Source organism: Desulfobacula phenolica, assembly GCF_900105645.1.
GTDB lineage: Bacteria > Desulfobacterota > Desulfobacteria > Desulfobacterales > Desulfobacteraceae > Desulfobacula > Desulfobacula toluolica.
Window position 1 is genome coordinate 1 of the sequence record NZ_FNLL01000012.1, and the last position, 25,342, is coordinate 25,342.

The window sequence follows — 25,342 nt, forward strand, 5'->3', positions numbered from 1 at the left end:
CTTCACTGGGCAAACATTCTCCATTCCGATCCTGGAAAAAATCCAGGGGTGATAAAAAACTGGATACAATACATCAAAATAAACAGTAAAAAAAAAGGTATATTACTTGCCAGAGATACACGAGAGTGCTTTACTCAGTATCTTCACCACACCCTGTCACGGATTGAAAAAACCGGTGAAGAGTTCTCAATTGATGTGAGCTGGATGAAAAAAATCCCGGGCAGACTTGCAGGACAAACACTTTTCTTAAAACTTCATACCCCCCCAGGTATCAGCTTGAAAATCTCAGGAGCAAAAGCCCTGCCCGGGACCAGATCCGCTGAAATCGATTTTTTAAAACTTCATGTTCTTGAACAAACAAATAAAATATGGTTAAAATTCGTCCGGCGAAAAAATATCCAATCAGCCAGGACAGATGAAAAAAGGCCTCTAATCAAGATGTGATGCTGTATTGTTAAACAGGTAATCGCCGCCATCCGCATCCGTATGGCATGCAATACATCCGACACTCATGCCTTTGGCAACACGTCCGGCAAGCATAACTCCCTTGGGATTGGCAAAAAGGCTGCCATCGGATTTATATTTAACCCAGAACCAGTCCTGGTTATCCGGGTCATACCCATTCTCTCTTTTAAACATAACCGTGACAGCAACAAGATATTGATCCGGATAATTGACGACCTTTGAGCGTGTCATTCCATCGCCCATGTAATTGGCTTTTACATAGACGATCCCTGTATGACCTTTTACCGTAACCATTGTTGACAATTGTTCGAGAATCACCCCGTGAGGTTCCATGCCTTCGTAGGGAAGCGCCCGTATTTGGTCCGGCCCCACAAGTTTTTCTTTTTCAAGCACTTTCCATAATGCCTGTGAATAGGCCACATCTGATTCAGAGCCAAACGGCGGGATATCCTGCTGCATTGTCATGTTCTTGTGCATACAGGCCGTGAACCCCAAGGCGGCAATAATAACCAAAGATAAAATAAACAGTGCTTTTTTCATACTTTTTTCTCCCATGATGTTTAATCCAATGCTGTAACATTGGGTATTATGTGATTTGCCGGTAAAAATATTTCCAAATTTCACCAAGCCGGTTTTCCCAAACAAAAAACGGATAGAAACAGATAAAAAAAAATCAATCAGAATCAGAATAAAAAAACAGCGATATTTTACAAATTACCATATGAATGTGTAAGATTATTCACAATACCGACTGACCCAAAGGTTGTCAATCCGCTTGTCTGCTTTTTTGCAGTTTCTTTGACCACCCTTCCATGGTATAGTATGCAGGTATTGCAATCCCATCAACCATAAGGAATAACACAATGAATTTTGACAACCCCGAAGCAAGAGCCTATTTATTTGAACTGTATACAGTGACCCAGGGTGATCCAAAAGCACAGGTATCCATGTATGATGTGGGGGCAACACTTGGCCTGGAAAAGACAGACGCCGGGGCAATGGCGGAAGACCTTTTTATCCGGGGTTTTGCAGAACTCAAGACTCTTTCCGGCGGTATCGGCATCACTGTTCAGGGATTGGAAGAGTTGGATGTACAGCCCGATCCGGTGATCTGCAATGATGACTCCCTGGTTTTAGGCAAAAGCACGGTTCTGGAAAATAAAGGGCAAAAAGCCGTGGAAAAGATACTTCAAGATATAAAGGCAAGTTTAGTTCAAACCAGCCCGACCTATGAAAAACTGGAAGAAATTGTGATGGATATAAAAACCATTGAAATCCAAATGCTTTCTCCCCGACCCAAGACTGCTGTCATTCGTGAAGTCTTGCGATCATTACACAAAAGCATATCCGCGTCAGGCACGGAAGACCTGGCTGTAAAATTGATGGCAATAACGGATTCAGGGGTCTGAATTGAATCCTTTATTACTTTTTGATCAATCTTTGTTGTGACAACTCAATCATTGAATAACATTGAGGCACAGATGATGGACAAATTAATTATCAGAGGAGGACTCAAAGCCCTCCTCTGATAATTTGCAACTGATCAAAACGTGACTCCGTGCCCTTTTTTAAGACATGAGTACGCCATCATTTGTCGTGGTATCAATACCAGTAAGCTCAATATTGAAACTGTCTTGAACATTATTGGTACCCACATTAATGGCAAAGAGTGATTCAAACACATCCACATCCAGTATGTCCAGATCTCCTTCAATGCGTAACAGGGGGCCAATACCAATATCAATCATGGGCAGGTCAATATCAGGCCAATTATCGCCCTCAAGTCCGAGAAGATCGCCAAGAGGGAGCTTAACACCTGCAGCGAACTCACCTTTCAAGAAGTCCAGCACATATCCAAGGCTCAAACCGATCTCTGTATCATTGGAAAACATTGCCTCGGGTACAATGGAAAGATTATAATCAATTACACCGTTTCCATCTGCGTCATATTCACTGGCATTATTGATAGTCAGATCACCATCCCCATTGGCTGTAAAATATTTGGTTTCTCCATTTTCCAGGGTAAGGGCATAGGACATATCATCTATGGAAAGTGTAAATTCCTGGGAAAAATCTACAGAGGCAGAGGCATCAAGGTCGGCAGCCTCAAAGGTAACTCCAAGGTTGATATATTTGGTGATCTCTTCTCGTGTTTCTTCGGGCACTTCTGCCATTTCAAGAATCTGTTCAATACCGAACTCTATGTTCAATGGATTAAAATCCGGAATAGCAGTAGTTGCACCTGCGCTGGCACCGCCACTCACTGCAGCAGCAACCGCTTCCACCACTTTATTTACGATAACGGCTACAGCCGCATCAATATCAATGTTTACATTGATCACAGGATCACTTTCGCCGTAAGAGGCATAAAAACCAAAAGACCCGGTATCCTCATCAATTTCTGATGTGTATGAATAATCAGGATCAAACAGGTGAGCAGAATTAAAATCAAAAAGATTGACATGTAACAGGGAGGTGCTGGTTTCATCAGTTGCATCCAGCAAAAATATGGGCACTGCTTCAGACTGGCCGTCCAGAGTATCCAGTATGGTCTCGAAAAGGCCCTGTGCCATGGTTGAAAGTGCTGCGTCCAGTGTGGCGCCGTCTGCAAGGGAAGGCAAGTTGTAAAGTTCTTTTAATTCCGGGCTGAAGTCAAGTTTGGAATTGACCAGATTCAAGAACGCATCCGTGATTTCCGAGATATCCAGGTTTACAAATGCGCCTTCATCGTAATAATCCATGACCGATGCGGCGCTCGGATCATCAAGTGCCACTGCCACACCTTCGGTTTCCACTGTGGGAAAATCCAGTTCAATTGATAAAATATCTTCGGTAAGCGTCTCGATAAACGGCACTTCCCAAGGACCGCCTTCTGTGGAATCAAAATCAATCAGCACCAGCTCTCCCACCCCGATGTCTTCGGTGAATTGAGGCTTATAAGCTTCAGGAATGGTTGCAAGAAGATCATTCCAGGAGTTTGTGGAAACAGTTGTATTGATATTAATTCCATCGCTTCCAGGTGAAATGTCAAAAATTGTCGTTCCGGCAACGATCAAATCCCCATCCATGAACAGTTCAAGATCAGCTCCGACATCATACAGCAGGGCAGCATAGAATGTGGCATTTGGACTGATAGTACTAAAGGCGACACTGTCACCATCGGTCATATTGGTCATCATGGGTGTGATGGCCAGCATATCCGTAGTCTGGTTATATTGGATTTGTGAAGTCAGCTGGTAATCAATATCAGTATCGACCGAACCCATATCAAGCTCAAAATCAACCTTTAAACCCACCTGGGCATACAGCTCTGACTGCAATTGCAGTTCAGCATTAAAGTCCACAACACTTGCCGCTTCCATAACGTCATTCGCAGCCTCTTCAGCCAAATGCAAGGCTGCCTCTGCTGTGTCATAAATTCCTTGTTTAACCGTATCATAAATTGCTTCCGCCTCAAGGTATGCAGTTTCAGCAGTTTGAAAAACAGCTTCTGCTGCGTCATAAATATCTTGTTTAACTGAGTCATAAACAGCTTCTGCTTTAAGGTAAGTTGCCTCAATTGCTTGAAAAGTAGCCGCTGCTGATGAATCAAAAGCGTCCTTTGCCAACTCATATGTATCTTTTGCAGCGTCATAAATACCTTGGGCCACAACATTGAAAGCATACTCAGCATCCGCCCAAAGATTTGCAGCGCCTTCATAAGCCGCCTCTGCGAGGTCATACGCTCCTTCAGCCGCTTGAAGAACCAACCATCCTGCTGCTTTTGGTATTGCATTCCACCAAGCATCCGACATTGAATCATACACATCACGAGCCGTCTCAATAACATCAGTGGCTATATCAAAAGCACCTTGGGCAACTGTATTAAAGGCATAGCCGGCAGCCTCATAAACATCTTGGGCGAACTCATAAGCATCCGCTGCCAGGTTAAAAGCATCAAGTGCCACTTGATCAACAGCATCTACAGAGTTGTAAAAAACATCTTTTCCTTCATTGTATATTGCTTCTGCTGCCTTAAAAACAGCAAGGGCAGTTTGGTCAACAGCTGTTGCAGTATTATAAAAAGTTTCTTTTGCTATATTATATGCAATTACTGCTGAATTAAAAACACCCTCGGCAACTTGATCAACCGCCTGAGAACTGACAGTAAACACCTGCCATGCCGCATCCATTGCATCTTGTGCGAATTGCCTTATTGTGCCGGATATTTCATCAGAATTCAAATGAACATCAATGAGATCAAACTCTCCACTTCGCCAATAGTCTGCCCCGGTATCATGCCAGACCTGGTCCGTATCATCCCAAACTATTGGTGCCTCACCAATCAATGGAACATAGTCATGCCATCCGATATGCCCATTAAAATCTCCCCACATATTCTGGTTTAAGGAAACAAAAGAAAGCTGCTCTGTTGAAGAAGATACGTCATAAAAAAGTTCAACAGGCTGTATTGTGGAACCAATGGCTTCACCCGTATCTTTGCTGAATCCTGTCACGGTTATAGACAACTCCCCTGTTGCATCCTGGTTTTCCGGAAGCAGGACCGTAAATATCTGTGTGCCGATATAATCTTCAATGCCTGATGTCACATTATTGGAAAGGGAATCCATAACAATGGCACCGGCAGTTAGACCGTTAAATGTCAGCTGGACTCTTTCATTATTGCCGGGTTCACTTGTAATCTCCAGACGAATTTCATTGGGATGGTCGCCGGCTGCGGTGATGACTTCAAGTGAGGGGGCATCGGTAATGCCTTCAATATTGACTGTCAATGATTGATCCACGCTTGCGCCTGCTTCATCAAATACCTGCCAGCTCAGTTGCAGCGTCTCAAAATCGCCGTTATTCAGGTCATCATAAAAATCCGGATTGATGGTTAATATATCACCATTTATAGCCCAGCCGTCTTTCCCGTTTGCTTCTGTTACATTTCTTGCGTGCAGTATCGCGCCATTATCGATGTCAGACACACCTTCAAGCAAATTGATGGTATAAGGATCTACATTTTCATCTGTATCACTTATCAGCGCAGCAGCAACAGTGGGTGCATCATTGGTGCCGGTCATCGTGATGGTTACCTGATCAACACTGCTCAATGCGCCATGGGCATCCCTGGCTTGCCAGGAAAAACGGTAATCAACAAATTCACCAGCTGCAAGGCTCTGGTAGGCATCCATATTGGTGTCGATGACATAGCTGCCATCGGGATTGAGTACAAATCCTGCGGGTAAATCCGTATCCACCAACACATATGTCAAGGATGCTGTTTCATCATCACTGTCTATATCTATTGCTGCAACCTGACCTTTGAAAATTGTGTCTTCTTCAAGCGCTCTGTCTTCATGAGCAATAATAACAGGTGCATCATTAATGCCGGTGACGGTTATGGTCACCTGATCAACACTGCTCAATGCGCCATGGGCATCCCTGGCTTGCCAGGAAAAACGGTAATCAACAGATTCACCAGCTGCAAGGCTCTGGTAGGCATCCATATTGGTGTCAATGACATAGCTGCCATCGGGATTGAGTACAAATCCTGCGGGTAAATCCGTATCCACCAACACATATGTCAAGGATGCTTTGTCATCATCACTGTCTATATCTATTGCTGCAACCTGACCTTTGAAAATTGTGTCTTCTTCAACAGTTTTATCTTCCTGATCAACAATTACCGGCGCCTCATTGCTTCCCGTAACCTGCATCGCAACTTCGCGTACCACCTGGTTTGCGCCTTTTCCATTGTTCACAGTATAGGTAAATACGACTTCAGCCAATTGGCTTTGCGCCAATTTTTCAAAATCAGCATTGTATAAAGAAAAGGTACCATCAGCATTGAAGAGCATTTCAGTGTTGGCTGGATTAATCAGTGGAACGCCATTTTCGTCATCCGGGGATAATGCGCTAACAACGACATCCTGTTGATTTTTAAATATGGATTTCAATAAAGAAAAGACGTTGTTTTTTGCGTCTCCTTTGTCGAATTCAAACAGGCTTGAATCAATTTTATCCTCTCCATTCATATCTGTTTCATTAAAGAATGGTTTGATGAGAAAAGTGCCTTCTCCTCCAATTCCATCTGATTTTTTTAAAATTTTTTGTGTTTGCCCTAAGATTATTGCATTTGCCATGCTTGAGCCTCACTGTTATTTGTTGAACTAAAGAAACCATTGCCTTATCATATGATTTGAAACTTATTGATTTGTTTTAAAAAACACAAAACAAATTCCAGTGAATTCCAGTGAAAGTTGCATAACATGCTAAAATAAAACAATATTATTCATGAGTAGCATGGATCGATACTATGATTTATAGAACAGATAAAACCTTAGACAGAAGTGGCTTATATGAATTTTCTAAGCCTGATAAGAGCTTCTTCAAGCACTTTTCTTAAAGGAAATGGTTTCTCACACACGGCCAGAACAAAATCAGCCGTATTAATAATGGTTTTCCAGCGGGGCCTGGCAGGCAGGGTTGAACTGTTCAGATATTTGTCCAGGGTCTGGGTTCTTGCCCACCCGTCTTTTTCAATGTAAACCGTCCATAATCCTGATCTGTCAGCCAATTCAATTTTTGATGTCTTTGTAGAAACTATCCACAAATCACAGGCAGCATTCATAACCTTGACAGCCAGGCTGCGTTTGACCCGGGTTATGTCCTCATCTTTTTTATTCTCACTCAATTGATCCAGCAGTGTGTCGATATTTTTTAAGCTTTCCCTGTTCCCCTGCGGATCATCTCTATTGAGGGTAAGGCTGTTCAATGAGGCTTCAAACCTTCCAAGCCTTTCGTTGTTACGGTTCAGATCATTAATCAATCCGGCTGAGCTTGCCATGGATAATATTTGATTCTGTCCTGGCATGTGTTTTTTCAAAATCAGGAACAAAAGTGCATCCTCTTCCAGATCAAGAAAAGAAAGGGAAATATCCACCTGAAGCAATTTATTCTCAGGGCATTGAATAGTTATAGCCTGAAAATAAGATTCCCCGTTACACAGTTCATTGTGACCCAGGCAACCTATAAGCGCTTTAAAACTATTGTCAGAACTGTCTTCAAAAAGAGACAGAACAGAACAGCCCAGAAGATCTTTTGCCGAATGATTAGTAAGGATTTCAAATGCATGGTTGCAAAATCCGACTTGGTGAACCGGATTGACAGCCAGAACAGCATCATCCATCCTGTTGAGCATGCCGGACAGCCTGCGCTGCATCAGTTTGAGTTCCAGTTCTCTTTTTTCACGGATACCCAGTTCTTTTTTTAATTTTAAGTTTTCCTTGACCGTTTTAAAAGCTTGTTTTAGTTGAAGTTGGGTTTTGATTCGCGCCATGAGTTCATCTTTAAAAAATGGTTTGGTGAGATAATCATTGCTTCCAACCGTAAATCCTTCCACAAGATCCTGTAACCTGTTTTTGGCTGTCAGCAGAATAACCGGCAATTCCGAAGCTGAATATTTTTCCCGAATTTTCCGGCATACATCATACCCTGATATTTCAGGCATCATTATATCCAGCAAGATTAAATCAGGTAATGGGCCTTTTTCAAGACAATCAAGCGCTTGACAGCCACCAGCAAATGGCTGGGCTTTAAAATGACCGGATTCAAGATGATTGATCACAACCTGGAGATTTACAGGATCATCATCTACAACCATAATAAGACCATTTTGTCTATTGTCTTGGGATTGTTTGTTCTCTATTATCAAAGGTGTGAAAAACTCGTCAGTGGCGGAAAAAATAGTTGAAATTCTTTCTGACGGTTCTGTCTTGAATATGAATTCCAATTCACTTGAACCTGAATAAAAGGGAATCGTAAACCAGAAAATAGATCCCATACCCATTTTAGAACTCACGCCGATATTACCACCATGCAATTGAACCAGCTCCTTGGCAATGGCAAGTCCAAGACCCGTGCCGCCATAGTTTCTTGATGCGCCTTGGTCAACTCGATCAAAGGCCTGGAAAATTTGTTCAAGCTTGTTTTCAGGGATACCAATGCCGGTATCCTTGATCTCAATTTTCGCCATTTCCCCTTGTTTCGAGGCCATAAGTGTTATGTTTCCTTTGTCCGTAAATTTTATGGCATTACCGATTAAATTGAAAAGGATCTGGGATAGCCGGTCCTCATCGCTTAAAATCAACCCAAAGTGTTTTGGAATTTTATTTTCAATAATCAGCGGCTTTGATCTTATCAATGGATTGGAAACCATGATAACGGATTCAGCTATGTTTTTGATATCCAAAGGTTTTAAATCAAGTTCCAACTCCCTGTTTTTAAGTCGTGAAGAATCAAGCAAATCATTGATCAGACTTAAAAGGCGAATGCTACTGGATATAATCAGGGACAGACTTGTTTTGACTTTGGTATTAGAAGCACTGTCCACAAGGGATTGGGCAAGACCCATAATTCCATTCAAAGGAGTTTTAAGTTCATGAGAAGTATTGGCAATGAATTCATCTTTGAGAAGATTTAATTTTGAAAGCTCGATATTTTTTAATTGTAATTCCATGGTCAAATTTTCAACAGCAGAAAAGGCAAGGGAAGATCGCACAGAGATGAAAAAAGAATAGGAAAGAATAAAAAAAAATGTGCCGTATGGGACTAAAACAGCTGTATTTATAATATGCCGATCATACAATACGTCATTTCCTCCGGTAAGGGCCAGAACCAAATATCCTGGTATCAAAAAGAGGATGTTTTTTCTGTTTTTGATAAGATCAAGTATAAACATGTAAAATAGATACAAAACAGCACTTAATGATACCAGCACAAAATAGGAAACCACGATATCAAATGCATTGGGAGGGGTAAAAAGGAGATAAACGACAAAAAGACCCCCTAAAATCTTGTATACTCGATTAATCAGCTTGGCATGTTTATTGGGAAATAGAGCATGATAGAACATTACCAGCAGCGGGGTGGTAAACCCATAGGGGAAAAGGGTCATATCAATGGACAGCCGCCATGGCAGGGAGGGGAATAACGTTGCCATCAAACATCCTCCATTAACGCCGAATAAGGTTTGAGAAGCCCACATCGCACAATAAAGCCCAAAATACAGGTTGGCAATTTCTTTTCTGTGCATCCCGTAAAGTGCCATATGGAACAACCCCATGATCAGTAAAGCACCTCCCAAAACTGCGGTGGTAATCAATGATTGATGTGTCATTTGTTGAATTTGTTGATCTGGTCCCAGCCAAATATGCGTATTCACACCACCTTGCATATTGTGAAAATTTGAAACTTGAAACACAATTTCAACATAATCATCAAGGTTGCTAAAGCGTGCAATTAATGAATGTTTTTGAGGCCGCTCACTTATTTTGTCTGTTCCCACCTGCCCGCTGTATGTCAACAGTTGCCCATTTGTCCATACATTGCAGACCGAAAGAACATCGTTGATTAAAAGAGCATTTAGATTTGCCTTGGGCAAGCCTTTTATGATAATCCGATAAGTAGCATATCCCTTGGGTGGAAGGGGCTTTTCATTAATATAATTTTCTTTCCAAAGTCCAGGGATTTTAATATAATCTTTTTTTGGGGGGATCACGATATTCTGAAAATCTTTTGGTTCAAGCAATTTTTCCCAATAAAATTCCCAGTCTCCATCCAGTCGCACGGGACCATTCTGGTTAAAATCCCAGTTTGAAAGATCCAAATACCCATTTTCAACTCGGGGAACCGCCTGGCTTTGAATACAGCCACTGATAAAAAAGGTTAGTATCACCGCAAGAACCAAACAAACATTATTGATTTTTTGACTCTGCAAATAAGTTTGATTGTCCGTTTTTGTAATGATAAAAAATTTTAGCGCAGTCAATTTGATATACCAAGTCATTAAAGTGTTCACTATATCAAACTTTTTATCAGCACAACAAAAAGAAAGGAAACATAACGTTATATTTTTTTGATTTAACTGATTTAGGGGTCTTATGTTGGAAAAAATCAGGAAAAAGCTGCCGAAATCAACCTAACAGCGATAGACATCCTGTCATAACCATGGGATTTTTTAAGCAACCTGTCTGCGGTTACCTCTACAATATCTTGACTATTTCACAATTTTTCTTCATTAATAGACCATAACATTTAAACCAATTGGAATTTAAGAAAACAAAGGAGACCCAATGTCAAAAGGAAAAGTTGTTCTTGCTTATTCAGGAGGGCTTGATACCTCGGTTATTTTAAAATGGTTGTTGGAACAAGGGTATGAAGTCTTCGCCTATATGGCTAACATCGGCCAGAAGGAAGATTTTGAAGTTGCAGAACAAAAGGCATTAAAAATCGGTGCATCCAAAGTATTTATCGAAGACATGAGAAAAGAATTTGTCACTGATTATATTTTTCCCGTATACAAAGCCAACACAATATATGAAGGGCGATATCTTTTAGGCACTGCCATTGCCCGCCCCATTATTGCAAAAAAACAAATAGAAATTGCAAAACAGGTCGGTGCCGAATATGTATCCCATGGCGCTACCGGCAAAGGCAACGACCAGGTCCGGTTTGAATTGTCCTATTATGCATTAAATCCGAAAATAAAAGTGATTGCACCCTGGAAAGACACTGCATTTTTAAACGCTTTCAAAGGAAGAACAGATCTTCTTGCATATGCTGAAAAACATGGGATTCCCACCAAGCAATCCGCATCCAAACCCTATAGCGAAGATGACAACCTGCTGCATATTTCCCATGAAGCCGGTATTCTTGAAGATCCCGGCCATGAGTGCGAGGACAGCATTTATTCCCATACAGTGTCCCCTGAAAACGCACCGGACAAACCCACAAAAATCAAAATTGAATTCAAGGACGGCATCCCGGTCAAGGTCTCCAATCTTAATGACAACACCGTTAAAACCGATGCTCTTGAACTGTTTGAATACCTCAATGAATTGGGAAGAGAAAACGGGATCGGACGGCTTGACATGGTTGAAAACCGCTTTGTGGGCATCAAATCAAGGGGCGTGTATGAAACCCCGGGCGGCACCATCCTCCATGAAGCTCACAAAGATATTGAAGGCATTGCAATGGACCGTGAGGTTATGCGCTTGAGGGACATGCTGTCTGCCAAATTTGCGGAACTGGTTTACAACGGATTCTGGTTCAGCCCTGAAATGGAATTTCTCATGGTGGCCATTGATAAGAGCCAGGAGGTCATTGACGGTGAAGTCACCCTCAAACTCTATAAGGGCACGGCATACCCGATTGCCCGGACAAGCCCGTCTTCTCTGTATAATCAGGATCTGTCCTCCATGGATATTGAAGGCGGTTATAATCAGGAAGATGCTGAAGGATTTATTAAAATCAATGCCATCCGGCTTATGGCCCATAGAAATATCATCGATAAAAACAACTAAATCAAAACAATCTTCCCGGAAGGAGGAGTTACCTTTCCGGGAAGATATTATCTGCCTTAATATAAAAAAAAGAGACAAGGAAACGATCTTGACCGATATAAAGGAAAAATGCCTGAACTGCGGCGGAAAACTGTATATCAAACAAACCTGAACAAAAATCTATTTTTGCTGCAGGTCCTGCACAACAAACTATCCGGAAGACAAATATAAAGATATCATGGATGAATACCTTGAGGAGAGACTGGCCAATGTTCCCATAAACAGGCTATGACACTCGGAGGGGTGTATTTGACCATTATTCAATTAAATTCTGCCGGTATGCTTTTTCAGGATACCCCGGAACTGATCATAGGACAGTCCAAGCATTTTTGCCGCTTTTTTCTGGTTAAACCGGCAGGCTTCCAACGCCCGGGACACCAGGTAACACTCCAATTCACCAATAGCCGCCTTGAATGGTTTTTTTAAAATCTTATCCAGAACAGATGCCTCTTCCAAAAAAACTTCATCCTTGGAAGCCTTATCTTTGGTCGACAAAATCCCTGACTTTTTACCCATGTCTTTTTGTACACCCGTGTTTTCCAGGGCATCCTTATAAGGAGAATGAAACGGATTAAAGCAAATATCTTTAATTTCAAAACCTGAGGATCTATAAACAGCCCGCTCAATCACATTTTTCAATTCCCTGATATTTCCCGGCCAGGGATAGGCTTCAAGCTGTTTCAAGGCTGTTGAACAAATTTTGGGGATTTCATCCCGGCCAAGCTCAAAGGCCATCCTTGCCGCAAAATGGTTTGATAAAAGCAGGATATCCTCTTGCCTGTGCCTCAAGGGCGGCACATATATCACTTCAAAAGAGAGCCGGTCCAAAAGGTCTTGTTTGAATTCATTGGATTGTGCCATCAAAGGCAGGTTTGCATTGGTAGCAGCCACAATCCTGACATCCACATGGATGGACTGTGAGGAACCTACCCGCTCAAAACTGCCGTATTCAACCACCCTTAAAATTTTCTCCTGAACTTCCATGGGAACCGTACCGATTTCATCCAGAAACAAAGTGCCCTCGGATGCGTTCTCAAACCTGCCTGTCCTGCGGGAAGCAGCACCGGTAAACGAGCCTTTTTCATACCCGAACAATTCAGACTCTATCAAGGTACGGGTTAGCGCTGCACAATTCAATGTTACAAAAGGTTTTTGCCACCGCTTGGATAAAAAATGAAGGCGCAAAGCAGCAAGCTCCTTGCCTGTTCCGCGTTCTCCTAAAATCAGAACCGGGCGCTCGACAGGTGCCACTCTGGATATTTGTTCTTGAAATTCAATAAACGACTCTGACTGACCCAATGCTTCCGGCATTGAAAGATCCTTGTCTCTTCTTTGGTTACGGCTTGACAAAACCATCCACTCCTTCTTCTGAAACAACCTTATAACTTGGTAAAAATTCTATATTTTTAGCATAAATAACCAATAAATGGTGTAAGATACCACGCAACAACACAATGGTCAATAATCATAACCAATTAAAATAAAAGCACATTGAACACACAAACCTGCCTGGCACACTAAATGCTATAACAAATTCTATATAGAATCATTAACACCCGAAAAATTAATTTTAAAAGAGCAACTTTAAACCATAAGGAGAAACAAAATGGGAATTTTCACACGATTTAAAGACATTGTCGCATCAAACATCAGTTCCATGCTGGACAAAGCAGAAGATCCTGAAAAACTAATCAAACTGATGATCAGGGAAATGGAAGACACTTTGATTGAAATCAAATCCTCTTGTGCAATTACAATTGCCAGCCAGAAAAAAGTTCAAAGACTTATGGATGACCTTCTGGAAAAAGAAGCGTTCTGGGTTCAAAAAGCAGAGCTTGCCGTAAAAAAAGGCAAAGACAACCTTGCCCGTCAGGCACTCCAGGAAAAAAGACGGTATACCCTTAAAGTTGAAACCGTTGAAATCGAATTAACAGAACTGAGCATCATTGTGGAACAATATCAAGAAGATATCCAGGAACTTGAAAACAAACTCAAATCCGCCCGGGAAAAACAGCGGCTGCTGCTTCAAAGACATATCCGGGCAACACGCAAAAAAAGAGCCAGGCAGGAAATTCGGCGCGCAGACAGCGCAGAGGTTATTCAAAAATTTGAAGAACTTGAAAACCATATTGAAAGAATGGAAGCTGAAGCTGATCTGGTAGACTATGGCAAACCCTCCACGCTTGAAGAACAATTTGATGCTCTGGAGGCTGATGATGAGATTGAAGTTGAACTGGACAGGTTAAAGTCCTCCCAATCTTCAAAAAACAGTGATACAACCGATGTATAAATCATCAACCGACAGCCATCAACACCCAACCAAACGGGAGTAATTGTATTATGCATCATATGACGGGCGCACTTATCGCAGGCATCTGCATCGGTGGGGCAATCCTCTTCATCATTACCATAGGACTTATTATCATCGGCATCATCAGGGTTGCCAAAACCGGAGGGCTGTCCTCAAAAGACAAACAAACCAGGGCAGAAGAGGCCGGGATGATACAAGACATATATCATGGCCTGTCAAAAATGGAAGAACGGGTTGAAGCGCTTGAAACCATACTAATTGAGCGCAAAAAAAAGGATTTTGACAAATGAAACGGCATTATGGACGCAGACACAACTTTCAGTTTAAAAAATCCAGGCGACAGTACAACACAATAAAAAACAGATTTGAAAGGCTGATATCCAGCCGTGTGATATACCGGTCCAGACAAGGCATTTTCATGGGCGTCTGCCAAGGGCTTGCCGATTATTTTAGTTTCAATGTTTTCTGGCTGAGAATAATTGTCCTTGTTTTATTCTTGTTTACCGGGTTCTGGCCCGTTGGTGTCATGTATATCATTGCAGGACTGCTGCTGAAGGTGGAACCTGTTTCTCCGCTGCACAATGAAAAAGACCGGGAATTTTATGACAATTATGCCAATTCAAGGCAATCGGCCATCCAGAGAATCAAAAGAAAATTTGACAACATTGAGCGCAGGATTCAAAGAATGGAACATACTGTTACTTCAAAAGAATTTGACTGGAAATAAGGGCAAATCCATCCTTGAAAAGAAAAATGGAAAGACCGCACATGAGGCAACCGAAAAATTTCATGGCATACACATAACCTTTGCCGGTTAAAACAGCTTTGGATTTTCCAACCAGAACCGCCAGGGCGATTTTTGAACCGACCAGCAAACCAAAAAAACTTAACACAAATGTCGCACCTGCAAAAACATTGTGATCCGCTGTTGCCCGAATCATTGTGGGTGCGCCCACACTCAGCCAGAACAGATAGGGATGGGGACTCAAGACATTAACCAGTATGCCTTTTATTAACGATCTTGGCCGGGTATTACGGATATCAATCGCCACACCCCCGGCCTTTATGCCCCGAATACCCATTGTCATCACCAGCGCACCGCCGATAAGGGAAATAACACCCAAAATTCCCTGAAACCCCGACAGCCGGGACAAAACAAATACAGTCAGCACAATAATGGGGGCATCGGTTATCAAGGGGGCCAGGGCAACTTTAATCCCGGCCCCGATATCATGCAAAATGGTTTCGGAAATCACAACCGTTAATAAAGGTCCCGGCGTCAGCCCGGCAGACAATCCTAAAATCATACCAATGGTCAAATAATGAATCATATAATTTCCCTTCCCAACAGCCTTGCAAACTACCATCGGCAGACCTGGTCTTTCACCCAGACTTGCCTGCAATAAAAATCGAACATTGCACACCAGCAACACATCAGATGTCAACATACAACATTTAAGCCCTCCTGACATCACAAATATCAATATCAAGGCCATCCTTGATATAAATTCCAAACCACTCTCAATGAATTCATTGTAACAATCACATGAATTCTGATACAACTGCCACTGGCAGATTTGCTCTTTCGCTCAAATTTGTCCACAACAAAAGATGAAAGTCAATGTTTGAATTTTTGAAGACTTTCATATGATAAGGATAATATTTAGATATTTAGAAAAATAAATCTTCAGGAGAAAAACGATTGAATTCAACACGCGGATACACGGTTTGTGGCAACGGGCCTGTCATTGTACTGCTTCACAGCTCAATGAGTTCAAAAAACCAGTGGAAACCGTTAATCTCATTGATGGCACCAAAATTTCAACTCATTTCCATTGATCTTTCAGGTTATGGCGATAATGATCTTCCTTTGAATCACCAGACGTTTTCAACGGATGATGAAATTTGTCTTGTATCCGGGATCATAGAAAAAGAGATCGGCAATACCGAGCCATTTCAGCTTGTTGCCCACTCTTACGGGGGAGCTATCGCATTAAAGATGGCGGCAGAACTGCCTCACAGAGTCGCCTCTCTTACCCTTTTTGAACCCGTTCCATTCCACCTGCTGCGCACTGATGAACCAGCCTGCATTGAAATAACAAGCATTATTGATCAATTGGCCCGTGCCCTGAAAGAGAAAAACAAAAAATCAGCCACCCAATTGTTTATTGATTACTGGTCTGGAAAAGGAACCTTTGAAAAGCTGAAACCCGTGAACAAAGACGCATTAATCAACTATATTGACAAGGTAGTGCTTGATTTTCAAGCCCTGATTAATGAATCATTAACCCTTGAGGACTACTCAAATATTAATATTCCGGTCTGCCTGATCAAAGGGGAGAAAAGCCCATTATCAGCCGTCCGACTCTTTCGAATACTGGCAAAAACCCTTCCGGAGCCTTTTCTTTATTCTGTTCCGGGCGGGCATATGTCCCCTGTTACAGATTTTAAAACCGTCAACAGTATCATAGAACAATTTTTAACACTGCCGGAGCTTTCCCCTGTGTTTGGATAAGATATTATTTTCCATGGCATTTTTTATATTTTTTGCCGCTTTTGCACCAGCAGGGTTCATTGCGCTTGAATTTCAACGGCTCAAGCAGGATACCGTCAATATAATACCATTGGCCGTTTTCACGGACAAATCTGGATTTCTCATGTATTTGCCCTGGTTCATTGGTTTTATAAAACGCTGCAAACTCGACATATCCGATTTCCCGACAGCCCGGGTCCATATCTGTTTTCAAAATCTTTAAACCCAGCCATTGGGTTTTTTGGAACATTTTCAGCAACATCTCCCTGTCATTGGAATCTTGTGTTGAAAAATGATGAGTGGACATCAGATAATCCATATCGTTCAGGCAAAAAGCCGAATACCTGGACCGCATCAATTGTTCCGGAGTGTTTGGTTTTAATCTGCCGGACAAAAAAGGATGACAGCACAGTTCATGGGTTTTTCGGCTTCCGCAACAACAAAGTGTGGTATTTTCAATCATTTATCCTGTCCTTTTAAACAATCCGGGCAATGCACCTGTTACAAAACTTTTTTTGTTCCAAACTTTTTTTACTCCAAGCCAGATGGTTCAGTTCCATAACTCCTTGTTCCATAACGCCTGCCCTACCCTGCACAAAGCAAAACAACATATGTTACAATCACCGATCCCAGAACAGGTATAATGATCCCCCCTTTCCACAGCCCGAAAATCAGGGTAAAGGCGATACCTGAAATCGCAGCCATGGGAACATCCGGTGTGGCACTGAATACGCCCGGAATAATCAAAGCACCAATGGCTGCAACTGGAATGCATTTTAAAAAAGCATCCACCCTTTTGGGAATCTTTTTATTGGTTAACAGCAAAAACGGCATCAGTCTCGGACCATATGTGACGGCTGCCATCCCAAAGATAAGCGGAATCAGATTATTCATAGACTTTTTCCCCGGTCTGTTTTGTGATAAAAAATGATCCTGCCCAGGCAATGACCAGAATGCATACAATGATACTCCAGCCGTTTGGCAGGAGATCCAGTTTAATGAGAAGAGTATTGAGAAGCCCTGATGCAATGGTCAGTATAACGGCTTTAACCGATCTTTTCATTTCAGGCAGCAAGATGGCCAGCAGCAGTGCATAAAGCGCGACCCCCATGCTTCTGGTTAAAATTTGCGGCAAAAATCCACCCAGGATATAACCGGCCACAGTACCGCTGACCCAGCCGGAATAAGCTGACAATTGCAAGACAAAAACATAGGTTTTGGAAAGATGGCCCGTTGTAAACGACAAAACCGAAAACACCTCATCTGTCACGCCAAAGGCCATCAAAAACAGATATCTTTTGGCAATCCTGCCGATTCTCGTGGACAAATAGGCACTCATCAGAAAATGCCTGAAATTGACCAGCAAGGTCGTTAAAATAATGCCGCCAGGCCCCATCCCCGTCATCAACAAATTCAGCGCAATAAACTGACTGGCACCCGCAAACACGACAGCGGAAAACAAAAAACACTCCAGAAGCGTAATATCGCAGCCCTTTGCCAATATTCCAAATGCAATGGCAGCCGGAACATAGCCGATAAAAATAGGAATTCCGGATTTGAATGCATTCCGTACGTCTTTTGTCATGACCTTTATCATCCTTGTTTCATATGAAAAACTTTCTGCAAGCCAAAGAGGAGTTTAAACCCTTTGTTGTAAACAAATTCGTGTGAAAGACCAGAACTTCCCTCAACATTTGGGAATAGCTCATCACATCCCGACCATCCACCTCAAATTTTTATCAAAAACTATTGTGGCAACTACTAAAATTCAATCAAGATATCAAGTCTTTATATGTCTTTGACAATTATTCATCGCCCTGTTTCCAACAATTTTCAATACCAATTGGTTTCCATAATTGATTTTTCCCATATCTCCCGATATAGATAACAAGCAGAAAAAAATATTATTTTTCAGGCATCAGAAATTGCCTCAAAGTAATAAGTCGGATGGAGTTGCAACGGCAAGCAACCGGAGCCTCTTGCAAAAATCATAATGGCTAAAAAGAAATCAGGAAAATACCCTGTTCCTTCTTTGGTCTTACTTAATAATGAGGATATTATGATAGAACTAAATCAAAAAGATATAATCACGCTCTTAATCAAACAAGAAAAACTTTTATCCCGTCTATACACAATATTTTACAACAAATTGCCGGCACACAAAAATTTCTGGGAGACCCTTGCCAAAGAAGAACAGCTCCATGCAAAATGGCTTGAACAACTTTATGGTGCCGGGGAAAAAAATCTTGTACATTTTGATGAAGGAAAAATCACGCTCGTTTCAATAAACATGGTTACCAAGGGTATCCAAGACATGATTCAAACAGCTAAATCAGGCGAAATAGACGACAAGACAGCTTTGATTAAAACAGCTGATATTGAACGATCGCTCATCGAAAAAAAAGTCTTCTCCCAATTTAACGGACTCACTGAAAAAGCAAAAGCCACCATGAAATTACTGGAAAGAGAAACCAAAAAACACCTTGCCAAAATTGAAGCCTATTACAAACAAGTGATGTCGTAATAAACTCACTAACGCCCATGGCAGATAAAGCGGCCGCAACAAAAAACAAATTCAGGATGACCAGATGACCCTGCGGAACGATGAAAACAGCAAATTGCAAAACCTGATACAGGCCTATGAGCGTTTTGTGCCACATGAATTTTTGAATTTCTTAGGGAAAAAAGACATCACAAACATATATCTTGGTGACCAAATTGAAAAAAACATGACTGTTTTGTTCACTGATATCCGTGATTTTACATCCCTTTCAGAAGAATTAACCCCCAGTCAAAACTTTAGTTTCATCAACTCCTATCTCAGCTGTATGGAGCCTGTCATATCTGAACACCATGGAATTATCGACAAATACATAGGTGATGCCATTATGGCTCTCTTTCCAACAAGTGCGGATGAAGCAATCGCTTGCTCCAATGCCATGCTGGCGACTCTGAATGAGTATAACAAAACCCGCCAAAAAGCAGGGGATCAGTCGATTAACATCGGCATCGGCCTGAATACCGGATTGCTTATTTTAGGAACCATTGGCGGCAAACAGCGTATGGAAGGCACGGTCATCGGAGACTCTGTAAACCTTGCCGCCCGCATGGAATCCATGACCAAAACGTATGGCGTAAGCTTATTGATCAGTGAACAGACCTTTTACAGCCTTAAGAATCCAAAAAAATTTTCCATCCGTTTTTTAGATCGCGTTATGGTCAAAGGAAAAATCCGGCCACAGACTGTATATGAAGTGTTTGATATGGATTCCGATTCTGTGCGAGAAGGAAAAAAGGCAACGCTCAAAATTTTTGAAGAGGCTTTGGCCCATTATCATTATAAAAATATTACCGATGCCAAATCTCTTTTGTGTAAATGTCTCAAGCTAAATCCGGATGATAAACCTGCCCGACTGTATCTGGAAAGGTGTGATGCTTTCCAACGAACAGGTGCCCATGAAAGCACGGGCGAACTGAGTTCTTTTGTAGAATGGACAAATGATTTTCAGTTCGGTGTGCCCAAAATAGATGAGCATCACCAGGACTTGTTTCAATTATCAAATGAACTGATGATGAGCATATTTAAAGGGGAAAAAAACCATAAAATTGATAAGGTCATATCTTTTCTGGATGAATACATTATCACCCATTTCCGTTATGAAGAAAACCTGATGAGAAACTATGAATACCCTTTTATTCATTTTCAAAGAGAGCAGCACCAAAAATTCATACAACAATTTATCAGGTTCAAACAAGAAATTCGTATTCTGGATAACAGCAATCGCAATTTTATTCTTTTCCGCCTCCAGGTTCTATTGGTTGACTGGCTTGCAAATCACATTCTGAAAACAGACAAACACCTCGGGCGATACATCAAGAGAAAAAAAGCATCACCCCATTAAGCCCCCATGCAGGCCCAGGCCGTAAGCAACGCTGGTAAAGGCATCCGCGCTTCTGATTTTATCTTTTCCCACCCGTTTTTCAAACAATCCCCGGATCATGGGAATATAAGAAGATCCGCCGGTTAAAAAAACCACGTCAATATCGGAGGAAGATAAATTTGCCTCTTTAAGGGTTGAATCAATACAGGCATTGACGGCTGAAACTTTTTCGATGATCATGCTCTCAAATTCATCCCGGGACAAAAGTTCGTCAATACAGATATCATAATCGTTAAAATAGACACGGGAGCCTTCCTTATCGGACAATTCGCACTTTGCCTTTTCAATGGATTGGAACAGCAGATATCCGTAGTTGGCGTGAATCAGGTTTTCCAGATTTCCCAGCAGTTTTTTGTCTGCAAATTTTGCACTGACTTTAAGTTCTTTAATATTATCCAATGTTTTGGGCAAACGAAGCTGTGGAATAAGATGCCATTGCATCAGCTTTCGGATCACAATTGGAGAAAGCCCAAAAAAATTATCACTCCAGATGGATTTGACCTGTACGTTCTTTCCGTAATAATCTGCAACCTTTTCTCTCATGATCTGGGAGTCAAACACATCCCCTCCGATATAAACACCTCCCACGGAAAGAATATCCTGCTCTCGCTGAATTTTTGTACCCGCCTTTTTTCCGGCCTTATGAATGGTAAAATCAGAACTGCCTGCCCCAAAGTCTCCCACCAACACGATCTGTTCTTTTCCGGCTTCAAGGCTATTTTCATATGCCAGGGCTGCGGCAATGGGTTCCAGCTGAAAACAAATATTCTTGAACCCGGCAAGTTCAGCTGCCGTGACCAGTCGCTCCTGGGCAACCTTGTCCCGGACTTTGTCCTCGGAAAAAATAACCGGACGCCCCAACACCAGTTCAGACACCTCCTGGTTGATGAGTTCCTGTCCCCGCTGCTTCATGACCTTGAAAAAGATACAAATCAATTCTTCAAGAGTATAGCGTTTTCCGTAAATGGATGTTTTTTCAAATCCCGTATCAGGAAGAAAGGTTTTGATCGACTGCATATACCTGCCGTCAGCCTCATTTTCAATATATTTTTTAACCCCTTCATACCCGACATATGACTCTGTCAGACCATCCTCTTTTAAAAAATACAGAATGGATTTGAGAGAATTGGAGATGGGATTCTCCCTGTCCACATCCAACAACCTTACCTGACCGTCCATATGAACGGACAATGCTGAATTGGATGTTCCAAAATCAATTCCAAATACGGCTGACATAATAAATCTTACCCCCGGTAAATATTAATGTATGTTGTCAAGGCATAACCCCTGATTCAAAGCGACGTAACATACACGAGAATCAAGTGATTGTAAAGCACCATTCCATATTTTAAAATTAAGGCGTCAGGCTTTGGACAAGTCATATAAAAACGGGCTTTTCTTTTCCATAAAAAGCCCGCTTTAAACATTCACATTAATGCCGGTCAATAACGGATATGATATTTAACCGTTGGAGGCCCAGGCAAGATCAAAGGCCTGCTCGTTTTGATCAAGGTTGGTAATGACAAGGGAGGGCATGATCCATGCCTGATCATCGCCGTCATTGGTCTCCGCCACCTTTATGATGGGATAGGCGGTTTGCCTGGCAATCTTTTTTACCGTGAGAAACCGGGTACTGTTTTCCCCAGCAGGAATCCGGGTAAAGGCAAGGTGATTGACATTGTTCCGCAGGGCTGCTTTCTGGTAGTTTTCAAACTCTTCCATGTTATAGTGTTTGCCCGGAAGCACTTCCATCTGTTTGGTACACCTGGTGTCAACATCCAGGGAAATATAGTATTTATGATCTTCAAAATCAATTTCATATCCGTCATACAGGGTGTAAACATTGCCCAAAAGCGTTATCAGCTTTTCAAAATGATCGATTTTCTTGGCATACCGCTCGCCTTCCTGATTTTTACCCACATGATAATAATCAGCCATGAACATGCAGTGTTCAGGAAGCAAAATCAGTTCGTGTTTGTTGAACTCCTTGAGGATGTGCCGCTGGATGGCTTTTCTCAAAAGCTTTGCCTTGGTAGGCCTGCCGGAGATAAGAAAATAGATGCCGTCCAGATCTTTTTCTTTTCGCCACTCCGCGAGCAGGCCTGCCTGCTTGCCGAACAAAAGTTCCAGGAAGCGTGAAAACTCTTTGTTTATAAACCTTTCGGATTCCCACCAATGCAATTCCTCATCAGGAAGCCTGGTTTGTGCATAGGCCTCGGCAAAATATTCGCCCGCCTTTTTTTCCGAAAATGACTCTTTTCGCTTCAGGGCCGTGGTGATGCCAAGATCAGAATCCTGATAGGAGTTTATCAGAAGAACACTGGCATCTGTGGTCAAACCCCCGATATCAATGTGGCAAACCACAAAATTCAAAAGTTTTTTCTCCTGGTTACCGAGCCGGTTGTGGGAAAAAAGAAAACCAACCTCCTTGAGATCCGGTATCCTGTCTTTGTGGTTTGAAAGCTCCCAAAAAGGCATCAGTTTAAGCAAATTAAGAAAATACAACTCACAGGCACCGTTTTCATCTGCTGATATATTAACAAAAGTTTTTCTAAGATGCCTCAGGTTGGAAGGAAACAACTGGCCCCATTTGTTGTGATTGGCAAGGTCCATGCACACGGAAAAAATATTTTCCCGGTATCCGGTCCTGAGATTTTCAATGAACAAATCAGGCACCGTGACCCTTATCTCCGTTATAATGGGGATGGCAGGTCCGTTCCAGGGTCTTCCTTCTTTGGGTTCGGTGATGTATTTAAAGCTCTCTTCCAAGACCTTCTTTATATAGAGCTTAAATTGAGGGACATTCCCCTTATAGGCGGCAAACTTGCTGGCAAACACATATTTGGCACTTTTCACGATCTGGCTTGAACTGACACGCTCTCCCTCCATATTGGAGACAAAGGCAAAATCCCGCTCATCACCGGACGGCGGATTGATGAATGCCGACGGGAAACCTCCCTGGTCACCGTCTTTGCAATTAATCACATATTGCCATGAATCTGTGATTTTGTCCCGGCCAAAGCTGCACGGCCAGCACAGTACCGATGTCCGGTAGGAGCCAAAGTCCACAAACAGAATATAATCCTCCTGGTTATGGGGATCTCTGGGGGTCCTGCCTGCAATGGTTTCGTAATATAATTTGTCATCATCTTTCAGCTCGAGATTAAACTCGTCAACAGATGGTTTTTTTCGTTTAAAAAAATCAAACAGCATGGGTTGTGTCCTCCGGATCTCTTTCCATAGTGGTATAATCCCCCCTGAGCAATGCATTGGGGACATAAAGTTCGGCCATGTTCATTATAATATAGGGAAGATCTTCTTCCCTGGTTCCAAGAAACCCCTTTTTTTCAGGGTCCAGACGTTTAAACAGGGTATTCCACATGACCTTTGCAATGGTTTTACTGCGATCCGCTTCCCTTAAAAATTGTTCCAGGTACTGGGAAAAAATGGTAACCCAGAACTCCTGATGGTTGGCAATAATACCCTCATGGGCATAGCCCAGCTCAGCTTCAAAAAACTGCCTAAGAGGCTGGTAGGATTCATTGAGAATGGCCTGGCGTATCCTTTCCTTAATTTGAGCAACTTCATCATAATTCATGATGTCATGGTAGCAGTCCATGGCTTTGGAATAAAGGACATCAGCTTCCATTATCCAGGGTTTTAAAAACAAATTGTCCAACGCTTCCCTGACATAGGATGTGGCACACAACTCTTTGAGTATCTGCCTGGACCAGGAAACGCCGCCGTCAAACAGCACCTGCTCTTTTATCTCTTCTATGTTCCGGTATCTGGACATATTTGTCACCCACTCATCCACATGAGGACCGGGAGGGACAAAATTGACAGGATAATCCTTATTACAAGGGTTGATCAGCTGAATCAGCGTATCAAACGCATTGTAACTCTGGAAATCACTTTGGATATCCTGCACCACATTGGTGTTGCCGCAATAGCTTGCAATGGCGCTTTCGCCTTGCAAGGAGAGTACCAGGGGAAGTTTGTGATAAGAAACATTGGTCTTGAGAACCTTTCCGTATTTTTTCAGGATGGCATCCAGGGGGTGGCCCGGCGGAATGGCTATTTTATGCTGAAAACAAGCCACTAAAATACCCGGATATTTTACCAGAGTGGCCATCATGTTTTCCTGAAACAGCCGATGAAGCTCTTTTTGTCTCTCCATGGCATCGGCTCCCTCTTTGATGCCGGGATACTCAATAACCGGAAGCGTCATGGGCGTTGCATGATCAGGAACCTGCACCCGGAGCAAGTAGTCATCCGGCACAGCGCCGGATGACAGGTCATAGAGCCGGTTAAACTGGTTTTGAGTCAAATCGTTTCGCATGATCCGGCCCGTGGAGATGGACACCTGGCTGATCAAGACCGTGTCCACACCTGAAGAAGGTTCCACCAGGCATGGCACGGCTGTATTTTCCGAAGTGGTACGCATTTTAACGGAAAAAAGTTTCCTGAGTTCATCATTGTCGAAAAGGTCCAGCAAATAGCTTGTCTTAAACGATTTATCAGTGCCCGTGATGTGGATATAGACCGGTGTATCAACCGAAGGCACGTTTTTAAGGCAGTTCCGGCAAAGGTCAATCACCTCTCCGGCACGGTCTTGATGAATTTTAGGTACTGTGGCGAGTTTGTCTGCTATGGATTCAATATTCCGATGCAATTGCATCAGACGATCTTGATTGGCATTCAT

Annotated in this window: 21 protein-coding genes; 10 read left to right on the forward strand and 11 right to left on the reverse strand. The window is 42.3% G+C overall.

Annotated features, from left to right (window positions below):
• The coding region (locus BLT94_RS22075) for a hypothetical protein (RefSeq protein ID WP_175530399.1) at positions 1-444 on the forward strand (444 nt) is incomplete at its 5' end.
• On the opposite strand, the gene BLT94_RS17555 is transcribed toward BLT94_RS22075, so the two are convergent.
• A complete protein-coding gene (locus BLT94_RS17555; protein WP_092237182.1) occupies positions 430-1,005 on the reverse strand; it encodes a cytochrome P460 family protein in 576 nt (191 codons plus the stop codon). The genes BLT94_RS22075 and BLT94_RS17555 overlap by 15 nt on opposite strands.
• A 323-nt stretch (positions 1,006-1,328) precedes the next feature.
• Here BLT94_RS17555 and BLT94_RS17560 point away from each other — a divergent pair, with 323 nt between their 5' ends.
• The gene (locus BLT94_RS17560; protein WP_092236954.1) at positions 1,329-1,874 is read left to right on the forward strand and encodes a hypothetical protein; all 546 of its coding nucleotides are present in this window, start codon (positions 1,329-1,331) and stop codon (positions 1,872-1,874) included.
• A 159-nt stretch (positions 1,875-2,033) separates the two neighbouring features.
• On the opposite strand, the gene BLT94_RS17565 is transcribed toward BLT94_RS17560, so the two are convergent.
• Positions 2,034-6,593 (reverse strand): VCBS domain-containing protein, encoded by a 4,560-nt coding sequence (locus BLT94_RS17565; protein WP_092236957.1) that lies wholly within the window; start codon positions 6,591-6,593, stop codon positions 2,034-2,036.
• A gap of 212 nt (positions 6,594-6,805) precedes the next feature.
• Positions 6,806-10,186, reverse strand: coding sequence for a hybrid sensor histidine kinase/response regulator (locus BLT94_RS17570; protein WP_175530400.1), 3,381 nt, complete (start codon positions 10,184-10,186; stop codon positions 6,806-6,808).
• Between the two features lie 397 nt (positions 10,187-10,583).
• Between BLT94_RS17570 and BLT94_RS17575 the strand changes: the two genes are divergently transcribed.
• Complete coding sequence (locus BLT94_RS17575) at positions 10,584-11,813, forward strand: argininosuccinate synthase (protein ID WP_014959388.1); 1,230 nt, start codon at positions 10,584-10,586, stop codon at positions 11,811-11,813.
• A 157-nt stretch (positions 11,814-11,970) separates the two neighbouring features.
• The gene (locus BLT94_RS22675; protein WP_407641565.1) at positions 11,971-12,084 is read left to right on the forward strand and encodes a dual CXXC motif small (seleno)protein; all 114 of its coding nucleotides are present in this window, start codon (positions 11,971-11,973) and stop codon (positions 12,082-12,084) included.
• A gap of 32 nt (positions 12,085-12,116) precedes the next feature.
• On the opposite strand, the gene pspF is transcribed toward BLT94_RS22675, so the two are convergent.
• Positions 12,117-13,208 (reverse strand): phage shock protein operon transcriptional activator, encoded by a 1,092-nt coding sequence (gene pspF, locus BLT94_RS17585; protein ID WP_014959389.1) that lies wholly within the window; start codon positions 13,206-13,208, stop codon positions 12,117-12,119.
• Positions 13,209-13,458: 250 nt separating this feature from the next.
• Between pspF and BLT94_RS17590 the strand changes: the two genes are divergently transcribed.
• From BLT94_RS17590 to pspC, 3 genes are read left to right on the forward strand one after another with little or no spacing between them, the layout of a single operon-like run.
• Entirely contained in the window at positions 13,459-14,142 is a 684-nt protein-coding gene (locus BLT94_RS17590; protein ID WP_014959390.1) for a PspA/IM30 family protein, read from the forward strand.
• A 50-nt stretch (positions 14,143-14,192) separates the two neighbouring features.
• The gene (locus BLT94_RS17595) at positions 14,193-14,453 is read left to right on the forward strand and encodes a phage-shock protein (protein WP_014959391.1); all 261 of its coding nucleotides are present in this window, start codon (positions 14,193-14,195) and stop codon (positions 14,451-14,453) included.
• The gene (gene pspC, locus BLT94_RS17600) at positions 14,450-14,890 is read left to right on the forward strand and encodes an envelope stress response membrane protein PspC (RefSeq protein ID WP_092236963.1); all 441 of its coding nucleotides are present in this window, start codon (positions 14,450-14,452) and stop codon (positions 14,888-14,890) included. The genes BLT94_RS17595 and pspC overlap by 4 nt, the downstream gene beginning before the upstream one ends.
• Here the strand turns inward: pspC and BLT94_RS17605 are convergent.
• Positions 14,862-15,611, reverse strand: coding sequence for a LysE family translocator (locus tag BLT94_RS17605; protein WP_245743171.1), 750 nt, complete (start codon positions 15,609-15,611; stop codon positions 14,862-14,864). The two genes, pspC and BLT94_RS17605, sit on opposite strands and share 29 nt — an antisense overlap.
• Positions 15,612-15,865: 254 nt before the next feature.
• Between BLT94_RS17605 and BLT94_RS17610 the strand changes: the two genes are divergently transcribed.
• The gene (locus tag BLT94_RS17610) at positions 15,866-16,678 is read left to right on the forward strand and encodes an alpha/beta fold hydrolase (RefSeq protein WP_092236966.1); all 813 of its coding nucleotides are present in this window, start codon (positions 15,866-15,868) and stop codon (positions 16,676-16,678) included.
• A 4-nt stretch (positions 16,679-16,682) separates the two neighbouring features.
• Here BLT94_RS17610 and BLT94_RS17615 read toward each other — a convergent pair whose 3' ends face one another.
• The 3 genes from BLT94_RS17615 to BLT94_RS17625 form a co-directional block, all read right to left on the reverse strand.
• A complete protein-coding gene (locus BLT94_RS17615; RefSeq protein WP_092236969.1) occupies positions 16,683-17,159 on the reverse strand; it encodes a YchJ family protein in 477 nt (158 codons plus the stop codon).
• A gap of 122 nt (positions 17,160-17,281) precedes the next feature.
• Positions 17,282-17,590: an AzlD domain-containing protein gene (locus BLT94_RS17620; protein ID WP_014959396.1), complete on the reverse strand. Its 309-nt coding sequence runs from the start codon at positions 17,588-17,590 to the stop codon at positions 17,282-17,284.
• Complete coding sequence (locus BLT94_RS17625) at positions 17,583-18,281, reverse strand: AzlC family ABC transporter permease (protein ID WP_092236972.1); 699 nt, start codon at positions 18,279-18,281, stop codon at positions 17,583-17,585. The genes BLT94_RS17620 and BLT94_RS17625 overlap by 8 nt, the downstream gene beginning before the upstream one ends.
• A gap of 474 nt (positions 18,282-18,755) precedes the next feature.
• Here BLT94_RS17625 and BLT94_RS17630 point away from each other — a divergent pair, with 474 nt between their 5' ends.
• Together BLT94_RS17630 and BLT94_RS17635 are read left to right on the forward strand one after the other, a co-directional pair.
• Complete coding sequence (locus tag BLT94_RS17630) at positions 18,756-19,220, forward strand: ferritin family protein (RefSeq protein ID WP_175530401.1); 465 nt, start codon at positions 18,756-18,758, stop codon at positions 19,218-19,220.
• Positions 19,221-19,284: 64 nt separating this feature from the next.
• On the forward strand, positions 19,285-20,598 hold the full coding sequence (locus BLT94_RS17635) for a bacteriohemerythrin (protein WP_092236978.1): 1,314 nt from the start codon (positions 19,285-19,287) through the stop codon (positions 20,596-20,598).
• On the opposite strand, the gene BLT94_RS17640 is transcribed toward BLT94_RS17635, so the two are convergent.
• The 3 genes from BLT94_RS17640 to BLT94_RS17650 all read right to left on the reverse strand — a co-directional run bounded on the left by BLT94_RS17640 (position 20,587) and on the right by BLT94_RS17650 (position 25,342).
• Positions 20,587-21,873, reverse strand: a complete 1,287-nt coding sequence (locus BLT94_RS17640; protein ID WP_092236981.1) for an Hsp70 family protein — start codon at positions 21,871-21,873, stop codon at positions 20,587-20,589. The genes BLT94_RS17635 and BLT94_RS17640 overlap by 12 nt on opposite strands.
• A gap of 225 nt (positions 21,874-22,098) precedes the next feature.
• On the reverse strand, positions 22,099-23,850 hold the full coding sequence (locus BLT94_RS17645; protein WP_092236986.1) for a hypothetical protein: 1,752 nt from the start codon (positions 23,848-23,850) through the stop codon (positions 22,099-22,101).
• Positions 23,840-25,342: a hypothetical protein gene (locus tag BLT94_RS17650; protein WP_092236989.1), complete on the reverse strand. Its 1,503-nt coding sequence runs from the start codon at positions 25,340-25,342 to the stop codon at positions 23,840-23,842. The genes BLT94_RS17645 and BLT94_RS17650 overlap by 11 nt, the downstream gene beginning before the upstream one ends.

What these genes read in the sequence shown, in the direction of transcription:
- BLT94_RS17615 (WP_092236969.1), bottom strand. Translation starts at nt 17,159, where the DNA reads ATGATTGAAAATACCACACTTTGTTGTTGCGGAAGCCGAAAAACCCAT.
- BLT94_RS17590 (WP_014959390.1), top strand. Translation starts at nt 13,459, where the DNA reads ATGGGAATTTTCACACGATTTAAAGACATTGTCGCATCAAACATCAGT.
- BLT94_RS17630 (WP_175530401.1), top strand. Translation starts at nt 18,756, where the DNA reads ATGATAGAACTAAATCAAAAAGATATAATCACGCTCTTAATCAAACAA.
- BLT94_RS17635 (WP_092236978.1), top strand. Translation starts at nt 19,285, where the DNA reads ATGACCCTGCGGAACGATGAAAACAGCAAATTGCAAAACCTGATACAG.
- BLT94_RS17625 (WP_092236972.1), bottom strand. Translation starts at nt 18,281, where the DNA reads ATGACAAAAGACGTACGGAATGCATTCAAATCCGGAATTCCTATTTTT.
- BLT94_RS17560 (WP_092236954.1), top strand. Translation starts at nt 1,329, where the DNA reads ATGAATTTTGACAACCCCGAAGCAAGAGCCTATTTATTTGAACTGTAT.
- pspC (WP_092236963.1), top strand. Translation starts at nt 14,450, where the DNA reads ATGAAACGGCATTATGGACGCAGACACAACTTTCAGTTTAAAAAATCC.
- BLT94_RS17605 (WP_245743171.1), bottom strand. Translation starts at nt 15,611, where the DNA reads ATGTTGACATCTGATGTGTTGCTGGTGTGCAATGTTCGATTTTTATTG.
- BLT94_RS17575 (WP_014959388.1), top strand. Translation starts at nt 10,584, where the DNA reads ATGTCAAAAGGAAAAGTTGTTCTTGCTTATTCAGGAGGGCTTGATACC.
- BLT94_RS17645 (WP_092236986.1), bottom strand. Translation starts at nt 23,850, where the DNA reads ATGCTGTTTGATTTTTTTAAACGAAAAAAACCATCTGTTGACGAGTTT.
- BLT94_RS17565 (WP_092236957.1), bottom strand. Translation starts at nt 6,593, where the DNA reads ATGGCAAATGCAATAATCTTAGGGCAAACACAAAAAATTTTAAAAAAA.
- BLT94_RS17640 (WP_092236981.1), bottom strand. Translation starts at nt 21,873, where the DNA reads ATGTCAGCCGTATTTGGAATTGATTTTGGAACATCCAATTCAGCATTG.
- BLT94_RS17555 (WP_092237182.1), bottom strand. Translation starts at nt 1,005, where the DNA reads ATGAAAAAAGCACTGTTTATTTTATCTTTGGTTATTATTGCCGCCTTG.
- BLT94_RS17650 (WP_092236989.1), bottom strand. Translation starts at nt 25,342, where the DNA reads ATGAATGCCAATCAAGATCGTCTGATGCAATTGCATCGGAATATTGAA.
- BLT94_RS17595 (WP_014959391.1), top strand. Translation starts at nt 14,193, where the DNA reads ATGCATCATATGACGGGCGCACTTATCGCAGGCATCTGCATCGGTGGG.
- BLT94_RS17620 (WP_014959396.1), bottom strand. Translation starts at nt 17,590, where the DNA reads ATGAATAATCTGATTCCGCTTATCTTTGGGATGGCAGCCGTCACATAT.
- pspF (WP_014959389.1), bottom strand. Translation starts at nt 13,208, where the DNA reads ATGGTTTTGTCAAGCCGTAACCAAAGAAGAGACAAGGATCTTTCAATG.